The 17229-nt window shown below is 68.4% G+C and carries 18 protein-coding genes and 1 pseudogene; 13 read left to right on the top strand and 6 right to left on the bottom strand.

Annotated elements, in window-relative coordinates:
- Positions 1-33 precede the first annotated feature (33 nt).
- A complete protein-coding gene (locus ACSQ9A_RS01355; protein ID WP_093104395.1) occupies positions 34-552 on the bottom strand; it encodes a hypothetical protein in 519 nt (172 codons plus the stop codon).
- Between the two features lie 109 nt (positions 553-661).
- Here ACSQ9A_RS01355 and ACSQ9A_RS01350 point away from each other — a divergent pair, with 109 nt between their 5' ends.
- A complete protein-coding gene (locus tag ACSQ9A_RS01350) occupies positions 662-1630 on the top strand; it encodes a LysR family transcriptional regulator (RefSeq protein ID WP_093104397.1) in 969 nt (322 codons plus the stop codon).
- On the opposite strand, the gene ACSQ9A_RS01345 is transcribed toward ACSQ9A_RS01350, so the two are convergent.
- The gene (locus ACSQ9A_RS01345; protein ID WP_436302420.1) at positions 1613-1786 is read right to left on the bottom strand and encodes a hypothetical protein; all 174 of its coding nucleotides are present in this window, start codon (positions 1784-1786) and stop codon (positions 1613-1615) included. The genes ACSQ9A_RS01350 and ACSQ9A_RS01345 overlap by 18 nt on opposite strands.
- Before the next feature lie 125 nt (positions 1787-1911).
- On the opposite strand from ACSQ9A_RS01345, the gene ACSQ9A_RS01340 reads away from it, so the two are divergent.
- Complete coding sequence (locus ACSQ9A_RS01340) at positions 1912-2724, top strand: metallophosphoesterase (RefSeq protein ID WP_436302419.1); 813 nt, start codon at positions 1912-1914, stop codon at positions 2722-2724.
- Positions 2725-2730: 6 nt separating this feature from the next.
- On the opposite strand, the gene ACSQ9A_RS01335 is transcribed toward ACSQ9A_RS01340, so the two are convergent.
- Both ACSQ9A_RS01335 and ACSQ9A_RS01330 read right to left on the bottom strand, forming a co-directional pair.
- Positions 2731-4278, bottom strand: a complete 1548-nt coding sequence (locus ACSQ9A_RS01335) for an alkaline phosphatase D family protein (protein WP_436302418.1) — start codon at positions 4276-4278, stop codon at positions 2731-2733.
- A gap of 8 nt (positions 4279-4286) precedes the next feature.
- The gene (locus tag ACSQ9A_RS01330; RefSeq protein WP_436302417.1) at positions 4287-5828 is read right to left on the bottom strand and encodes a phospholipase D family protein; all 1542 of its coding nucleotides are present in this window, start codon (positions 5826-5828) and stop codon (positions 4287-4289) included.
- 94 nt (positions 5829-5922) lie between these two features.
- Between ACSQ9A_RS01330 and ACSQ9A_RS01325 the strand changes: the two genes are divergently transcribed.
- On the top strand, positions 5923-7152 hold the full coding sequence (locus tag ACSQ9A_RS01325; RefSeq protein ID WP_436302416.1) for a nucleoside recognition domain-containing protein: 1230 nt from the start codon (positions 5923-5925) through the stop codon (positions 7150-7152).
- Positions 7153-7216: 64 nt separating this feature from the next.
- A complete protein-coding gene (locus tag ACSQ9A_RS01320) occupies positions 7217-7726 on the top strand; it encodes a flavin reductase family protein (protein ID WP_436302415.1) in 510 nt (169 codons plus the stop codon).
- A 12-nt stretch (positions 7727-7738) separates the two neighbouring features.
- Here ACSQ9A_RS01320 and ACSQ9A_RS01315 read toward each other — a convergent pair whose 3' ends face one another.
- Positions 7739-8458 (bottom strand): GntR family transcriptional regulator, encoded by a 720-nt coding sequence (locus ACSQ9A_RS01315; RefSeq protein WP_436302414.1) that lies wholly within the window; start codon positions 8456-8458, stop codon positions 7739-7741.
- Positions 8459-8584: 126 nt separating this feature from the next.
- Between ACSQ9A_RS01315 and ACSQ9A_RS01310 the strand changes: the two genes are divergently transcribed.
- The 9 genes and pseudogenes from ACSQ9A_RS01310 (at position 8585) to ACSQ9A_RS01270 (ending at position 15868) form a co-directional block, all read left to right on the top strand.
- The gene (locus tag ACSQ9A_RS01310) at positions 8585-9568 is read left to right on the top strand and encodes a Bug family tripartite tricarboxylate transporter substrate binding protein (protein ID WP_436302413.1); all 984 of its coding nucleotides are present in this window, start codon (positions 8585-8587) and stop codon (positions 9566-9568) included.
- Between the two features lie 16 nt (positions 9569-9584).
- A complete protein-coding gene (locus ACSQ9A_RS01305; protein ID WP_436302412.1) occupies positions 9585-10337 on the top strand; it encodes a TSUP family transporter in 753 nt (250 codons plus the stop codon).
- Positions 10338-10356: 19 nt separating this feature from the next.
- Entirely contained in the window at positions 10357-11763 is a 1407-nt protein-coding gene (locus ACSQ9A_RS01300) for an amidohydrolase family protein (protein ID WP_436302411.1), read from the top strand.
- 31 nt (positions 11764-11794) lie between these two features.
- Positions 11795-12322, top strand: a complete 528-nt coding sequence (locus ACSQ9A_RS01295) for a BON domain-containing protein (RefSeq protein ID WP_436302410.1) — start codon at positions 11795-11797, stop codon at positions 12320-12322.
- The gene (locus ACSQ9A_RS01290) at positions 12319-13248 is read left to right on the top strand and encodes a DMT family transporter (protein ID WP_436302409.1); all 930 of its coding nucleotides are present in this window, start codon (positions 12319-12321) and stop codon (positions 13246-13248) included. Before ACSQ9A_RS01295 ends, ACSQ9A_RS01290 begins: the two co-directional genes overlap by 4 nt.
- Before the next feature lie 42 nt (positions 13249-13290).
- A pseudogene (locus tag ACSQ9A_RS01285) lies at positions 13291-13677 on the top strand (ATP-binding protein); the annotation flags it as partial.
- Entirely contained in the window at positions 13654-14451 is a 798-nt protein-coding gene (locus ACSQ9A_RS01280) for an ATP-binding protein (protein WP_436306234.1), read from the top strand. The pseudogene ACSQ9A_RS01285 and the gene ACSQ9A_RS01280, both read left to right, overlap by 24 nt.
- Before the next feature lie 19 nt (positions 14452-14470).
- Entirely contained in the window at positions 14471-15385 is a 915-nt protein-coding gene (locus ACSQ9A_RS01275; protein WP_436302408.1) for a glutaminase, read from the top strand.
- A 9-nt stretch (positions 15386-15394) separates the two neighbouring features.
- The gene (locus tag ACSQ9A_RS01270; RefSeq protein WP_436302407.1) at positions 15395-15868 is read left to right on the top strand and encodes a hypothetical protein; all 474 of its coding nucleotides are present in this window, start codon (positions 15395-15397) and stop codon (positions 15866-15868) included.
- On the opposite strand, the gene ACSQ9A_RS01265 is transcribed toward ACSQ9A_RS01270, so the two are convergent.
- On the bottom strand, positions 15853-17199 hold the full coding sequence (locus tag ACSQ9A_RS01265; protein ID WP_436302406.1) for an MFS transporter: 1347 nt from the start codon (positions 17197-17199) through the stop codon (positions 15853-15855). The genes ACSQ9A_RS01270 and ACSQ9A_RS01265 overlap by 16 nt on opposite strands.
- Between the last annotated feature and the right edge of the window lie 30 nt (positions 17200-17229).

Raw genomic sequence — 17229 nt, 5'->3', positions numbered from 1 at the left:
CCCGAGGGCGGCTTTTTTTCAGGTTAAAGAAGATCAGTAGTACTGGCCGAGGTTCACGCGGCGCATCGCCTGGTAGAGCGTCGGCGTCGCGGCATCGGCGGAGCGCTTGGCGAGCACCGGCTCTTCGACCGTGTCCGCTTCCTGGCGCGAAGCGATCGCCTGCAGGTCGCGAAGAATGCGCGGATCGAGCTTCGCATAGGCCATGAACTGCTCGTCGGCGCGGGCCGCGGCACGGCGGCGAGCTGCGGCGCGCATGGCAGACAGGGCACGGACGGCCAGGCTGCGTGCGGTACCGGCGAAGAACGCGATGGCGGCGAACGCCACGCCCCAGAGCACCAGCCAGGCGACGAGCAGGCCGCCGTCGTTCCAGGTCGACATGAGCTTGTCCGCCACCACGAGCAGGGACGCGACGATGGCGGCCAGCAGCAGCGCTGCCAGGCCGCGGGCACCGTCGAAGCTGCGGCGTGCGACGCGAATGTGGTCGATCACGGCCTCCGCGCGGGCGACGCCCGGGTGAGTGGCCGGTTGGTCTACGTGAACAAAGCTGGTCATGATGAAGTCCCTCCAAAAGGACGAAAGGCCGAAGCCGATGGGGTGATATTAGTAGTTTCCCTAATGTTCCACCACTTTATCTTCGTGATGCCTATCATTCACATGACTGATGGACGTCAACTTCCGCACGCTCGACCTCAACCTGCTCCGCGTCTTCGACGAGGTGATGGCGGAGCGCAACCTCACGCGCGCGGCGCGCAATCTCTCGATCACCCAGCCGGCCGTCAGCAATGCGCTGCGCCGCCTGCGCGAGACGCTCGGCGACGAGCTGGTGCGCCGTTCGGGCAGCGGCGTGGAGCCCACGCCGCGCGCGCTGGCGCTGTGGCCGACCGTGCGCGACGCCCTGCGGCAGCTGCAGCACACGCTGGCGCCGGGCGAATTCGATGCCGGCATTGCCGACACCACCTTCCTGCTGGCCATGGCCGACGCCACGGCCGCCGAACTGATCCCCGGCCTGGTGCAGATCGTCGAAAAGGAAGCGCCCGCCGTCTCGCTGCGCGTGCTGCCGCTGACCACCCGCGATCCCCGGCGCATGCTGGAGAACGAAGAGGTGGACATGGCGATCGGCTACTTCCCGGCCGTGATCGCCAGCCTGGCGGCACGCGGCCAGTCCGATGCCGCGGTGCCTTTCGAGACGCAGCGGCTCTACGTCGGCGAATATGTCTGCGTGATGCGGCGCGGCCATCCGCTGGCGCGGGCGCCCCTGACGCTCGACAGCTTCTGCGCCGCACGCCACCTGCTGGTGAGCTTCTCCGGCCGACCCTACGGCTTCATTGACCAAACGCTGGGCGCGCTGGGACGGGAGCGGCGCATCGTGGTCACGGTCAACCAGTTCTTCACTGCCGGACGGGTGGTCGCCAACTCGAATCTGCTGACGGTCCTGCCGCGCCACTTCGTCAAGGTCACGGGCATCGACGAGCAGCTGGTCCTGCGCGAACTGCCCTTCCAGCAACCGCTGGTGCACGTCGATGCGATCTGGCACCGGCGGGCGCAGCACGGCCATGCGCACGAATGGCTGCGGCAGGCGCTGCTGCGCTCCGCCGAGGCGGCCTTTGCAGGCTCAGCGGACGACGCTTAGCCAGGCGCTGGCGGCGGCGCGCAGTTCCTGGGCGTGATGGGCGTCGATGCCGGCGCTGTGGTCGGCGCTTTCCATCAGCGCGGCGGCCGGGCTGGCGGGGACTTCGATGGTTTCGAAACGGAAGAAACGTGCCACTTGGGCAACAAGGCTGAACATGATGGTGCACGGCCCGAAGCCGGCGTTGGAGTGGTGATGGAACCAAGATTAAGGGTTTTCCCCAGTATTTCCAGCCCCTCCTCATGCACGTTATGCATGAGGATATTCGCCTAGACTGGCGCGCCATGAAGCTTCAGCTGCTCTCGGACCTGCACCTGGAAGTGCATCCCCAGCTCCAGATTGCACCGGCGCCGGGCGCTGATCTGCTGGTGCTCGCGGGCGATATCGGCTCCTATCAGCTCGGATCACGCATCATCGAGCCCGATTTCGGGCTGACCCGCTTCTCGCCTCGCCATGGCTGGCCGATGCCGGTGCTCTACGTTCCGGGCAATCACGAATACGACAACGCCGATTTCGACACGGTTCATGCCCGCCTGCGCGAGCTCTGCGAAGCGCTGGACATCCTGTGGCTGGAGCGCGAAAGCCGCGTCATCGAGGGCGTGCGCTTCATCGGCACCACGCTGTGGGCCGACTTCGATGCGCTGGTCGAACCGGCCGACGCCATGACCGAGGCGCTCAGGAAACGCGGCAAGGCGATGCGCGCGGCGAACTTCTACCTCGAGAAAGCCGCCACCTTGCGCTCGGGCGAGATCTTCCTGGCGGACGCACTGAGAGAGCACTCACTGACGTGCCAAGCGTGGCTGCGCAACGCGCTCGCCCAACCCTTCGACGGCCCCACCGTGGCGATCACGCACTTTGCACCCACGCTGGCGAGCGCCGATCCGCGCTACGGCCTGAGTCCGGGAACTGCAGGTTTCTGCAATTCGCTCGATGAGCTGCTGCCGAGCGCCGACTTCTGGCTGCACGGGCATCTTCACCATGCCTTCGACTACGTGAAGAACGGCTGCCGCGTGGTCGCGAACCCGCTGGGGTACATGGGCAAGGGCGAACAGGAGGGCTTCAGGCCCGATTTGCTGATCGAAGTGCCGCGTCGCTGAAAGAATCTAGGCCGGCAGCACCCCGGCCCGACCGGCCTCGACCGCAAAGCGCGCCTGCGTGTGGAAGCTCGCATCGGACGTCACCGGATACGCGGTCGCGCGGAATTCGCACTGCATCGCCTCGGGCGTGAGCTCCATCAGCGCATAGCCTCGCTCGTTGCCGCGGGCATGCACGACGTCCGGGTTGTCGCGCCGCATGCGTGCCATCGCAGCCTGGCTCGCGCCGCGCGAGCTGATCGAACCGCCCACGAATTCGCTCGCGACCACCGGCGAGCCGGGGTCGTTCGGCTGCACGCGCAGATTGGCGGCGACGTAGCGGTGCACGTCGCCGCCCAGCGCCACCACATCCTTGACGCCGGCGTCGGCGACGCCCTGAAACAGGCGCCGGCGCGCTTCGGGATAGCCGTCCCAGCCGTCGGTCCAGGTCTGGCGGCCCTGCGGCGTCTCGAGGCCGGTGGGGCTCATCTGGGTGGATTGGCCGAACAGCTTCCACTGCCGCCTCGAACCGGCCAGGCCCTGCGCGAACCATTGCGACTGCTCGGCGCCGAGCATGGTGCGCGCCGGGTCCGCGAGCTCCGCGCAGCCGATCACCCCGCGGCCGGAATCACGGGCCGGATCGGCGCAGGCATGGTGGCTGCGGTACTGGCGGCAGTCCAGCGTCCAGAGCTCGGCCAACCGGCCCCAGGCATAGCGGTCGTGGATGCGCATCGCCGCGCCCTGCGGCGGCAGCACGAGCGGCATGTGCTCGAAATAGGCCCGGTAGGCCGCGGCGCGGCGGGCCAGGAAAAGCGCGGGCTCGGTATAGGCCGGGTCGCGGTCGCCGGCGTAGTCGTTGACCACCTCGTGGTCGTCCCAGGTCAGGATCCACGGATGCGCGGCATGCGCCGCCTGCAGGTCCGCATCGCGCTTGTAGAGCGCATGGCGCTCGCGGTAGGCCTCCAGCGTGTGCGGTATGGGCGCGCCGTGCCGGCGCATTTCGGGGGCCGTGCTGCTGCCCTCGTAGATGTAGTCGCCGACGAAGAGCACGAAGTCCAGCTCGCGCCCGGCGATCTCGCGGTGCGCGGCATAGAAGCCATGCTCGTAGTTCTGGCAGGAGGCGAGCGCGAAGCGCAGCCGCCGCACATCCGCATCCGGCGCCGGCGCGGTGCGCGTGCGGCCCACCGGACTTTGCGCGTCGCCGCAGCTGAAGCGATACCAGTAGTCGCGCTGCGGCGCCAGGCCCTGCGCGTGGACGTGCACGCTGAAGGCGCGCGAGGCATCGGTCACGATCTCGCCTTGCATGACCAGGCGTTGCAGCGCGGCGTCGCCGTAGATCTCGTAGCGCACGGTGCAGGCCGGCATGGCATTGCGGGCCGATTCATCTTCGGCATCCGGCATCAGCCGGGTCCAGAGCACGACACTGTCCGGCCGCGGCTGGCCGCTCGCGACCCCGAGCGTGAAGGGGTTCGAGCGCCAGCGCGGCGCGGCCTGCGCGCAGGCGGCCAGCGGTGCAGCGCAGCCGGCGAGCGCAAGCCACAGGGCGGCACGATTGAGGTCTCGACGGCTGAGATTCATGGCACTCCTTACAACAGCTCTTCGCCCACCAGCGGCAACAACATCCAGTTCTGGAAGCGCAGCCAAAAGTAGCCGCCCGGCTCGTCATCATGGACGATGTCCTTGCCGGCCTCGTCGTACTCGAGCCACTGCACGTGCTGGCCGTCGGGTGCGAGTCGGAGCCGGTATGAGATGTTGGTCCGCGCGCCTGACAGGAGCCGCCTGAAGTCCGCGACCAGCTCGGCGCTGTTGACGACCAAGCCCGTCTCGGTATTGACCGAGGACGAGCGGCGATCCAGGTTCATGGAGCCGATGAAGAGGCGGTTGTCGTCGATCACCGCCAGCTTGGCATGCAGCCGGCTGATCGACTTGCCGAAATCGCCGAAGCGGCCGGACTTTCCGCTGAGCACCGGCCCGATCTCGCGAATGGTCACACCGATCCTGAGCATGTCGGCGCGGTAGCGCGCGTAGCCCGCGTAGACCAGCGGTTCGTCGGTGGCGCCCAGCGAGTTGGTGACGAGCTCGATGCGTCCGCCCCGCGCCATCGCCGTGTTCATCATCGCCATGCCACGCTCGCCGGGAATGAAGTACGGCGACACGATCATCACCGCTTTGCGTGCCGAATTCACCACGCCGAGCGCGCCTTCGTTCACGCTGCCGCGATAGGCTTCTTCGCTGCTCGCGCGCGTGATCTTGGCCGGATCGTCGGCGAACAGTTGCGCGCTGGCCCAGTAAAGGTCGAGCGCGCCCGCCTCGAGCTGCTGGCCGACGGCGCTGCGGTCCAGCACGTCGCGCGGGCGCAGGGGCACATCGGGCGCGGCCGCGCTTGCGAGCTCGTCGAAACGGCGCCGGGCAAGCTCGGGCGGCATCGCGCCCGGCACCACGTTGCCGATCGGCCGCACCTGCTCGCTGTTCCAGTAGCGGTCGAAGGCGTCGGACATCTCGCGCACGATCGGTCCGCAGGACAGCAGGTCCACGTCGATGAAATTCGCAGACGTGCTGCGCATGAAGTATTCGCTCGCGATGTTGCGGCCGCCCGAGACCGCGAAGCTGTTGTCGGCCACCAGCTGCTTGTTGTGCATGCGGTGGTTGATGCGGCCGAATTCATGCAGCGAGAACAGGACCCGCATGACCAGCGACCCACCGCGTGAAGGCAGTGGATTGAACAGCCGCACTTCGACGTTCGGGTGCGCGGCCAGCGCGAGGAGCAGCTCGCCCTGGCCGCCCGTGTAGAGGTCGTCCATCAAGAGGCGCACGCGCACACCGCGCGCGGCCGCGTCGCGCAGCTCGCGCAGGAACAAGAGGCCCACTTCGTCGTTGTGGATCAGGTAGTACTGCACGTCCAGCGACTTCCGGGCATGGCGGGCCAGCGAGATGCGCGCATCGAAGGCGAAGGGCGCTTCGGGCAGCAGGCGAAAGCCCGAGGAGCCGGACTGCCCGGCCGGGGCAGCGTTTGCGGCGAGCTGCGCCAGGTGCGTATCTGCGACGTCGGTGATCGCGTGCGTCGGCACGCCCGGCACCGGTGCGGGTAGCGTGGCACAGCCGCCGAGCAGCACGGGAGCGAGGAGCATCAGCACGGCGCCGAATTTCGCGAGCTTCGACATCCGCCGCAATGTAACGCTGCACCGCCCCCTATGATCGGCGCGCATTCAACAAGGGATACGCGTGCTCAACGGCCTCTGGCTCGGTTTCTTTCTGACGGCAGCGCTGGCTGCGCTTGTGCGCTGGCTCGTCGGCGGCGACGCCGCGGTGTTCGCCGCCCTGGTCGAAAGCCTGTTCGCGATGGCCAAGCTGTCGGTCGAAGTGATGGTGCTGCTGTTCGGCACGCTCACGCTGTGGCTGGGCTTCCTGCGCATCGCCGAGGCAGCCGGGCTGGTGGCCGGACTCGCGCGCATGCTGGGGCCGCTGTTCCGGCACCTCATGCCCGAGGTGCCCGCGGGCCACCCGGCGCTGGGCCTCATCACGATGAACTTCGCGGCCAATGCGCTGGGCCTGGACAACGCGGCCACGCCGATGGGCCTGAAGGCGATGCGCGAACTGCAGACGCTCAATCCGAGCACGACCACCGCAAGCAACGCGCAGATCCTGTTCCTGGTGCTCAACGCCTCCTCGCTGACGCTCTTGCCCGTCACGATCTTCATGTACCGCGCGCAGCAGGGCGCGGCCGATCCGACGCTGGTGTTCCTGCCGATCCTGATCGCGACCAGCGCTTCCACGCTGGTCGGGCTGCTCTCGGTGGCCTTCGTGCAGCGCCTCAGGCTGTGGGACCCGGTGGTGCTGGCCTACCTGCTGCCGGGCGCGCTGCTGCTCGGCGGCTTCATGGCGCTGCTGGCGACGCTTTCATCCGCTGCCCTGGCTTCGCTGTCCTCGCTGCTCGGCAACCTCACGCTGTTCGGGATCGTGGTCGCGTTCCTGCTGGCCGGCGCGCTGCGGCGCGTGAAGGTCTACGAGTGTTTCATCGAGGGCGCCAAGGAAGGCTTCGACGTCGCGAAGAACCTGCTGCCCTACCTGGTCGCGATGCTGTGCGCGGTCGGCGTGCTCAGGGCCTCGGGCGCACTCGACATGGTGCTCGCCGGTATCCGCTGGCTGGTAGGGCTGACGGGCTGGGACGCACGCTTCGTCGATGCGCTGCCCACGGCGCTGGTCAAGCCCTTCTCCGGCAGCGCGGCGCGCGCGATGCTGATCGAGACCATGCAGAGCCAGGGCGTCGACAGCTTCGCGGCGCGGGTCGCGGCCACCATCCAGGGCAGCACCGAGACCACGTTCTATGTGCTGGCCGTGTACTTCGGGGCGGTCGGCATCCAGCGTGCGCGGCATGCGGTGGGATGCGCGCTGCTGGCCGAATTGGCGGGGGTGATCGGCGCCATCGCCGTCGGCTACTGGTTCTTCGGCTGAAACCTCCCGGACAGCGCCGTCCGAGGCGATCGGCCAGAATAGGCCTTCACTTCCCCGCCTCCCCGTGACCGCTCCTGCCCAGGCGCAACCGCCTTCCTTCACGTCCGACGAATTCCGCGAGGCCCTCGGCATGTTCGCGACCGGCGTGACCATCGTCACCGCGCGCGCCGCCGACGGCAGCCTCGTCGGCCTGACGGCCAATTCCTTCAACTCGGTCTCGCTGGCCCCGCCGCTGGTGCTATGGAGCCTGGCGCGCGGCGCGGCCTCGATGGCGGCGCTCAGCACCGGCTCGCACTACGCGATCAACATCCTGTCCGCCAGCCAGAAGGACCTGGCCGAACGCTTTGCGACCAAGAACGTCGACCGCTGGGCCGATGTGGCCTTCACCGAGGGCCTGGGCGGCGCGCCGGTGCTGGTGGGCGCGGCTGCGATCTTCGAATGCTTCAACCGCAGCCGCTACGACGAAGGCGACCACGTGATCTTCGTCGGCGAGGTCGAACGCTGCACGCACAACCCGGGCGCCTCGCCCTTACTGTTCCACGGCGGGCGCTTCTATACCGAACATCCGCTGTAGCGCGGGCAGCGCTCAGCGACGCAGGGTGAGCTTGTAGCGGAAGGTGTCGGCGCGGTAGACCGCGGTCTCCACATGCACCGGCCCGCCGCCGGCCGCGTGCACCAGCCGCTCGACCTGCAGCACCGGCGAGCCGGGCGCGAGCTGCAGCAGCTTCGCTTCTTGCGGCCGGGCCAGGCCGGCGCCGATCTCGAGCTGCGCCTCGCCGATCTCCAGGCCCCCTTCGTGCTCGAAGACCTCGATCAGATCGCGCTGCGAGAAGTCCACGCGCGCCAGCTTCTCGCCCAGGAAGCGCGGCAGGTAGGAGTTGTTGACCGAGAGCGGCTCGCGGTCGAGGTAGCGCAGCGTCTGCAGGTGGTACACCGTCTCGCCGGCCGCGAGCTGCAGCTGGCGCGCCACGGCAGCCGGCGCCTTCACTTCGCGCCACGCGAGCCGCTTACTGCTGACCGCATGCTGCTCCAGCGCCAGCGCCTCGTTGAGGCCCTGCAGGCGGTTCAGGCTCTGCGCCGCCTTCGGATGGGACACGAAAGCACCTTTTCCGTGCAGCTTGACGATCAAGCCCTCGGCCTGCAGCGCGCCCAGAGCCTGCCGCACGGTGATGCGGCTTACGCCGTGCTCGGCCGTCAGTTCGGCTTCGGAAGGCAGCTTGGCGCCAGGCGCGAGCCGGCCGTCGAGGATGCGCGCACGCAGCGCGTCGCGAAGCTGTGCATGCAGCGATTGCGGAAGTTCAGACATTCGTCACCCTGGGATTTGATTTGGCATAGGGTTTGTATGGCTTGTTATGACATGTCATAACAAGTAGTATCTCACACCGTCTGGGTGCTTTTCTTTCCGTTCATTCCATCGACCGAGGAAACGACCATGTTTGCAACCCGCGCCTTCTTCCGTTCCGCCGCCGCGCTCGCGCTCGGCGCCAGCCTCGGCGCCGCCCAGGCCCAGGGCTACCCCGCCAAACCGATCTCGCTGATTGTGCCGTTCTCGGCCGGCGGCGGCGTCGACGCCACGGCGCGCCTCTTGACTGCCAAGCTCGGCGAGCTGCTCAAGCAGCCGGTGGTGATCGAGAACGTGGCCGGCGCGGCCGGCACCATCGGCACCCAGAAGGCCGCGCGCTCGCCGGCCGACGGCTACACGCTGCTGTTCGCGGTGGCCAGCCCGCTCAACGTCGCGCCGCTGGTCGCACCCTCGGCCGTGCGCTACGACACCTTCAAGGATTTCGTGCCGGTCGCGACGGTGGGCACCTCGCCCTTCGTGCTGATCGGCAAGACGGCGCTGCCCGCGCGCACCGCGGCCGAACTCATCCAGCTCGCGAAGGCGCAGCCCGGCAAGCTCAACTTCGGCACCGACGGCGTCGGCACCTCGCTGCACGTCACGGCCGAGATGTTCAAGCAGCGCGCCGGCATCGACATCGTGCACGTGCCCTACAAGTCCGGGCCGCAGGTGCTGACCGACGTGGCGGGCGGCCAGGTCGATCTGGCGGTGCTGCCGCTCACGCTGGCGCAGCCTTTCATCAAGGACGGCAAGGTCAAGGCCTTCGGCGTCACCTCGCTGGCCCGTTCGCCCAGCGCGCCGGCGATACCGGCGCTGGCCGAAACGCCGGAACTCAAGGGCCTGGAGATGGATTCGTGGCTCGGCGTGCTGGCCCCGGCCGGCACCCCGCCCGCCGTGATCGCGGCCTGGGTGAGCGCGCTCGACGCCACCCTCAAGGACCCGGAAATCGCGCGCAAGCTCGGTGACATTGCGGTCAAGCCGCAGCTGATCGCCGGCCCGGCCTTCGCCGACTATCTGGCCAAGGAACGCAAGACCATCGCCGGCGTGGTCCAGACCGCCGGCATCAAGGCCGAGTGACAACGAGAGATTCCCGATGCTGATGACGATGACCAGCGCCTGGATCGTGCTGCCGGCCGTGCTCTTGGCCGGCGGGCTGATCGGCGCCAGCGGCATCGGCGGCGTGCTGCTGGTGCCGGTGCTGACCCAGCTGGGCGCGGTGCCGCTGCCGCAGGCCATTGCCGCGGCATCGCTGGGTTTCGCGCTGCCGGCGCTGGTGGCGCTCGGCCCGCTGCACCGGGAGCCGACCCTGGCCGCGCGCTGCGTGCCCTTGCTCGCGGGCGCGCTCGCGGGTGCCGCCGCCGGCGCGCTGCTGCTGCGCTGGCTGCCGGCCGGGCTCCTCATGTCCGGCGTGACGGCGTTGGTGCTTTTCGCGGGCTGGCGCGGCTTGATGGCGGCATCCAACCCGGCGCCCGCATCTGTGGCAGCGCTCGGCACCACGGCCCTGCTCGCGCTGGGTGCGCTGGTGGGGCTCGGCTCCGCACTCACCGGCACCGGCGGGCCGGTGCTGGTGATCCCGCTCCTGATGCTGCTGCGCCAGCCGCTCGCCTTCGCGGTGGTCGCGGCGCAGGCCATCCAGTTGCCCGTGGCGCTGGCGAGCAGCACGGTGCATGCGATCGAAGGGCGGCTCGATCTTTCACTTGCGCTGCTTTGCGGCGTGTTGATGCTGGCGGGCTCGATCGCGGGGCAGCGCGCCGCGGCCCTGCTCGACGTGCGGCAGATGCAGCGCATGGTGTCCCTGCTGCTGCTGGCCGTGGGGGCCTGGTTCGCCTGGCTGCTGCTGGCCTGAGACTTTCAACGGAGCGACCATGCTGTCTCCTGACCAACTCGACACACGCAAGGACTTGTTGCTGGCCCCCGAATGGCTGATGCTGCCCGAGGGCCCGCAGCAGGACATGGCCGTGCTGGTGCGCGACGGCCGCTTCGCGCAGGTGGGCCGGCTGGCCGAGGTGAGCGCGGCGCATCCGGGCCTGGCGCCGATCGCATTGCCCCAGCGGCTCCTGATGCCGGGCCTGGTCGACACCCACACGCACCTGACCCAGTCCTTCGGCAAGGCGCTCGCCTTCGGCGAACCCTCGGAGATCTTCCGCCGCATCTGGGTGCCGATGGAATCCACGCTCGGTGCCGAAGCGGCCTACCTCGCCGCCAAGCTCTCGGCGCTCGAGTCGCTGCGCGGCGGCTTCACGACGGTGGTCGATGCGGGCACCCGGTCGGAGGTCGGCCTGGATGCCGTGGCGAGCGCGGCACGCGACACCGGCATCCGCTGCGTGCTCGGCATGATCTGCAACGACGCGGGCCTCGAAGGCGACGAGGCCGGCACCCGGCGCATCCTTGACGCGGCCGCGACCTTCCTGGCCCGGCTCGAACACGACCCGCTGGTGCATCCCTCGCTCGCGATCTCGATCCCGGAGGCCGCGACCGATCGCATGCTGCACGACGTGGCGGCCCTCACGCAGGAAAGCGGGCGCCGCTTCCAGACCCATGTGAACGAACACCTGGCTGCCGTCGAACGCTCGCTGGTCGCGCGCGGCCAGCGTCCGCTCGAACTGCTGCATGCCTGCGGCGCGCTCAACGCCTCGGCCCTGCTCGCGCATGCCACGCTGCTGACGCCGCGTGAAATGGGCCTCTTGCGCGACAGCGGCGCCGCCGTCGCCTACAACCCGGTGGCCAGCCAATGGAAAGGCAACGCGGTGCTCGATGCCGGCCTGCTGGCCATGCTGGGCGTGCCCTTCGGCCTCGGCACCGACGGCACGCGCGCCGACGGCTTTCGGCTGATGGACGCGGCCGAGGCCACCCAGCGCCTGACGCACGGCCTGGCCAACGGCGACTCCTCCTGCGGTGGCGGCTGGCTCTGGCTCGACCACGCCACGCACCGCGGCGCCGAGGCCGCGGGCCTGGGCAGCGTCACCGGCCGCATCGCCTGCGGCCTGGCCGCCGATTTCCTGCTGCTGGACCTCGACGTGCCGGAGTTCGTGCCGAGCTGGGACCTCAGCTGGGAGCTGGTGCGCTTCGCGAACCGCGACCAGATCGAGGCGGTGTTCGTCAACGGCGCGCTGCGCCTCTGGCAGGGCTGGCCGATCGACTGGGATGCGCGCGCGCTGATGAGCGAAGTGGCCGCCATTGCGCGCCGCGATGTCCAGCGCGCGCCGATCCAGCGCGTGCATCCCACGGCCGACCTGCACCGCGCGCAGCAACGTCCCCCGGCCACCGCCTGAAGGATTCGCGCAGGCGGGCTACGATCGGCGCATGCCTTTACGCCTGCGCCGCGCGGCGCCGGTGGCACTGCTCGCCATGGCCTGCGCAGCAGCCATCGCCAGCCCCGAGAAGAAAAACTGGTTCGACGATCCCTTCTTCCAGGTGTCGTCGGGTGCGCGCGGCTGCCCCGTGCCAGAAGGCCCGCTCTACACCGCCGAAGAGCGCCGCAGCCAGATGCATGCGCGGCTGGAGCGCGGCACCAGCTGCTGGCTCGAAGGCAAGTGCAGCGACAGCAACGCCTACCGCTACGACAAGGTTCTGGCACCCAAGCTGCAGACGGCGCTTGCCGCCGTGCCCGGCGTAAAGCGCGCGAGCGTCTGGGCCGTGGTGCAGCGGCGCTGGGTCTATCTGCAAGGCTGCGTGCCATCGCGCGCGCTGGCGCAGCGGCTGACGCGGGCGGCGCGCGCCGTGCCCGATGTCGAGCTCGTCGTCGACGACCTGATGATCGGCACGCACGGCAATCCCTCGTATGCGCTTGCCCCACCCAGAACAGAGACAAGTCCCAGAAGAAAAGAATGATCGAAAGAAAACACCACCTCGACACCCGTGCCACCACCCTGCTGCTCGCCTGCTGCGCTTTCTGGGGACTGCAGCAGATCCTGATCAAGACCACCGTGACCGAGGTGCCTCCTCTGTGGCAGGCATCGATCCGCATGGTGGGCGCGGTGGTGTTGCTGTGGCTGTGGTGCCTGTGGCGCGGCGTGCCGCTGTTCGAGCGCGACGGCACGCTCGCCGGCGGGCTGCTCGCGGGCCTGCTGTTCGCGGGCGAGTTCACCTGCATTTACATCGGGCTGCAGCACACCACCGCCTCGCGGCTCACGGTGTTTCTCTACACCTCGCCCTTCGTGGTGGCATTGCTGCTGCCGCGCTTCGTGCCGGCCGAACGGCTGCGCGGCATGCAATGGATCGGGCTTGCGATCGCCTTCGCCGGCGTGGTGCTGGCCTTCAGCGAGAGCTTCGGCCACAGCAGCTCGGGCCAGTTGTTCGGCGATGCGCTGGCGCTCGCGGCCGGCGTGCTGTGGGGGCTCACGACACTGGCGATCCGCGCCACCCGGCTCGCCACTGCCAGCGCCGAGAAGACGCTCTTCTATCAGATCGCGGTCACCGCGGCGGTCTCGCCGCTGCTGTCGCTCGCGCTCGGCGAGCGGTGGGGCTTCTCATACTCCACCTACGCCTGGTTCTCGATCTTCCTGCAGACCGCGATCGGCGCCTTCGCGAGCTACCTGGCCTGGATGTGGATGCTCCGGCACTATCCGGCGACGCGCATCTCGTCCTTCACCTTTCTCACGCCCTTGTTCGCGCTGGTGTTCGGCGTGGTGCTGCTCAAGGAGCCGCTGACCTTGCAGCTGGTGCTGGCGCTGGCAGGCGTGGCCCTGGGTATCGTGCTGGTGAACCGACGCGCGGGCGTGAAGGAAAAGCCTGAATCAATGGGTCGTGCAAACTGAAGAAAATTTCTTCAATTTGCACGACCTGCCTAGAATCGGGGCATGATCCCGCGCGACATCGCCCCATTGGCCGCACGCCTGGCACAGCAGTACCCGGTGCTCACCCTCACGGGTCCACGGCAAAGCGGCAAGACCACGTTGTGCCGCGAGTTGTTCGCCGGCAAGCGCTATGTCACGCTGGAAGACCCTGACACCCGCCGCTTTGCGCAGGAAGATCCGCGCGGCTTCCTGAAGGGCATCGAAGCCGGCGCCATCGTCGACGAGATCCAGCGCGCGCCGCAACTGCCGTCCTATCTGCAATCGCTGGTCGACGAGGATGCGTAGCCAGGCCGTTTCATCCTGACCGGCAGCCAGCAATTCGAACTGATGTCGCACGTAAGCCAGTCGCTGGCGGGCCGAACGGCCGTGCTGCGCCTGCTGCCGTTTTCGCTCGCGGAAGTCGCACAGATCCATCCCGTTCCCGAACTTTCACAGACCCTGCTTACGGGCTTCTATCCGCGCATCCACGACCGCGGCCTGGATCCTTCGCAGGCCCTCGGCGACTACTTTGCGACCTACGTGGAACGCGATCTGCACCAGCTGGCTGCAGTGCACGACCTGCAACGCTTCGAGCGCTTCGTGCGCCTGTGCGCAGGTCGCATCGGCCAGCTCGTGAACCTGACGAGCCTGGGCAACGATGCCGGCGTCTCGCACGCGACTGCGCGAGCCTGGCTGGACCTGCTTCAGACCAGCTACATCGTGCACGTCCTGCCGCCCTGGTTCACCAACACATCGAAGCGTCTGGTCAAGAGTCCCAAGCTCTACTTCCACGATGTGGGGCTGGCGTGCTGGCTGCTCGGCCTGCGTACGCCGGAACAGGTCGCGCGCGATCCGCTGTTCGGCAGCCTGTTCGAGAACTTCGTGGTCATCGAGGCGTTGAAATCGCGTTTCAACCGCGGCGAGACGGCGGAGATGTATTTCTACCGCGACGCCACCGGCAACGAAGTCGATCTGCTGCTGCCATCCGGACGTCGATTCCGCGCGGTCGAGATCAAGGCCGGCGCCACGGTCAACTCCGACTACTTCAGGGGGCTGTCGGGGTTTTCTGCGCTATTTCCGGATGCGCTGGAAGGCGGCAGTGTTGTCTATGGCGGCGAGACGGCCCAGATGCGCAGCGACTGGCCGGTCATTGCGTGGAAGCGACTGCAGAATCCACCGAAATGAATGCGTCACGCCCACGCTCATGAACTTCCAACCCATCCTCGACGAGATCAACGCCGCAATCCGCCCCCTGCTGGGCGCCGGCGGCACGGTCGCCAGCTACATCCCCGCGCTCGCGCGCGTGCCGGCGCAGCAGTTCGGAATCGCGCTGCGAACCTGCCAGGGACAGGAGGCATCTGCCGGCGATGCTACGACGCCCTTCTCGATCCAGAGCATCTCCAAGCTCTTCACGCTCACGCTCGCGATGCGGCGCATGGGCGACGCGCTGTGGGAGCGCATCGGCCGCGAGCCTTCGGGCAATCCATTCAACTCGCTGGTGCAGCTCGAGCATGAGCAGGGCAGACCGCGCAATCCCTTCATCAATGCCGGCGCCATCGCCGTGGCCGACCGGCTCGTGAGCCAGGGCGATGCCAAGGCCGACATCCTCGAACTCATGCGCAACCTGTGCGGCGAGCCCATCGGCTTCGATTCCGAGGTGGCAGCCTCCGAGGCCGCGACGGGCTACCGCAACTACGCGCTCGCGAATTTCATGAAGAGCTTCGGCAAGCTCGACAATGGCGTCGAGGCCGTGCTCGACATGTACTTCCACCAGTGCGCGATCCGCATGAGCTGCGTGCAACTGGCGCGCGCCGCCGGCTTCCTGTGCCGCGACGGCGCCCACCCGCGCGACGGCGAGCCGGAGATCACGACCGAGCGCCATGCGCGGCGCATCAACGCACTGATGCTGACCTGCGGCACCTACGACGCCGCCGGCGACGTGGCCTTCTCGATCGGGCTGCCCTGCAAGAGCGGCGTCGGCGGCGGCATCGTCGCGGTGGTGCCCGACCAGCTCACGCTGTGCGTCTGGTCGCCCGCGCTCGATGCCACGGGCAATTCGCTGCTGGGCATGAAGGCGCTCGAACTCTTCGTTGCGCGCACCGGCCTTTCCATCTTCTGACCCACCCCCATGACAGAACAGACCACCCTCATTCAAGAAGCCACCCTCTGGAGCGACGAGCGCTGGACCGCCCGCGTGATCAAGAACGAAGACGACGACGGCTGGGCCGTTTCGATGACGCGCCACGGCGACCCCGAACCAGCGCTGGTCGGGCCCTGGACCATGGGCCGCGACAAGAAGAATCCCAAGCCGCTCGATGCGCCGGCCTTCCACACGCTGGTCAAGACGGCTGCCGAGGTGCTGCGCCGGCACGAGCAGCAGCTGCATGCGCAGCTCAACAAGAGCGTGAGCGTCGGCGCGGGGTCGGAGCGCATCCGAGTCTCGCTGCAGATCGTGCCGGACGAGGACAACCCGCATGCCGTGCTCCGCGCGCACGACGAACTCGGCGCGCAGCTGGGTGAGGTGCGCGTGGCCCCGGGCTTCAAGCTCAATGCCGACAGCGCGGCGGTGTGGATCGAAGGCGACTTTCAGAAACCGCGCTGAGCCTGCGGCAGCGCGCTCCTCGGCAGCGCCAGCAGCATCAACAGCGCCGACAGCACGAGCGCGCCGCTCAGGATGTAGAGGCTCAAGCCGAAGCCGCCGGTCGCGGTCTTGATCACACCGACCATCATCGGCGCCACCATGCCCGCGCTCCCGCCCACGGTGCTGATCAGCGCGATGCCGGTGGCGGCAGCGTTCTTCGACAGGAAGGATCCGGGCACCGCCCACAGGATGATGAAGGCGCTGCCGATGCCCGCCGCGGCCAGCGCCAGGCAGGCCACCGCGGCCGGCGGGTTGTGCATGAACAGCGTGGTGAGCGACAAGCCGAGCGCGCCGACGACTGCCGCCACCGCAAAGTGCCAGCGTCGCTCGCGCGTGCGGTCGGAATGGCGGCCGACCAGGATGCTTGACGCGATGCCGACCACCGCAGGCACGATGGAATAGAAGCCGATCTGCAGCACGCTGAGGCCCATGGCCTTCATCATCGTCGGCTGCCAGAACGCCAGCGCGTAGCTGCCCAGGATGATCAGGAAGGACATGAAGCCCAGCAGCCACACGCGCGCGTCGCGCAGCGCGCTGCCGATGGTCTGGCGCCCGGCCGAGCCTTGCGCGGCCTGGTCTTCCTCCAGCGTGCGCAGCACGCGCAGCTTTTCGGCGCCGCTGAGCCAGGGCGCATCGGCGGGGCTGTTGGAAAGCCAGAGGAAGGCCGCGATGCCCAGCAGCACGCTCGGCAGGCCCTCCAGCAGGAACAGCCATTGCCAGCCCCTGAGCGAGAGAGCGCCGTCGAGATAGGTCATCGTGAGCCCGGCGATCGGCCCCGCGACGATGGGCGCGGCGCCATAGGCCATGAAGAACAGCGCCGTGACCTGTGCGCGGCGGCGCGAGGGGTACCAGAGCGTCAGGTAGAACAGCACGCCGGGCGCGAACCCGGCCTCGAACACGCCGATCAGGAAGCGCAGCACGTAGAACTGCGTGGGCGTGCTGACGAACATCATCGCGGCCGAAGTCAGCCCCCACAGCGCCATGATGCGCAGCAGCGTCGCGCGCACGCCGATGCGCGCCAGCATCAGGTTGCTCGGGATCTCGAACAGCGCGTAGCCGACGAAGAAGATGCCGGCGCCGAGCCCGAAGATCGCATCGCTGAAGCCCAGCTGGTCCTTCATCTGCAACTGCGCGTAGCCGACGTTGGTGCGGTCCAGGTAGTTGAGGACATAGCACGCGAACAACAGCGGGATCAGCCGCCAGGTGATCTTGCGAAAGAGGGCGTCGTCGGCGCGCGCCGCCATTTCGTGCGGGGCGCCGGTGGGGGAGCCGGCGAGGGTTGCGGTGTTCATCGGGTTTCTCCTTCGTTGTCGTGTTTCGTG

The sequence above is a fragment of the Variovorax sp. LjRoot290 genome (genome assembly GCF_964253985.1).
In the GTDB taxonomy this organism is placed as follows: Bacteria; Pseudomonadota; Gammaproteobacteria; order Burkholderiales; family Burkholderiaceae_C; genus Variovorax.
Note: the sequence above shows the minus strand (reverse complement) of the source record. Positions and strands in the feature narration are given on the sequence as shown.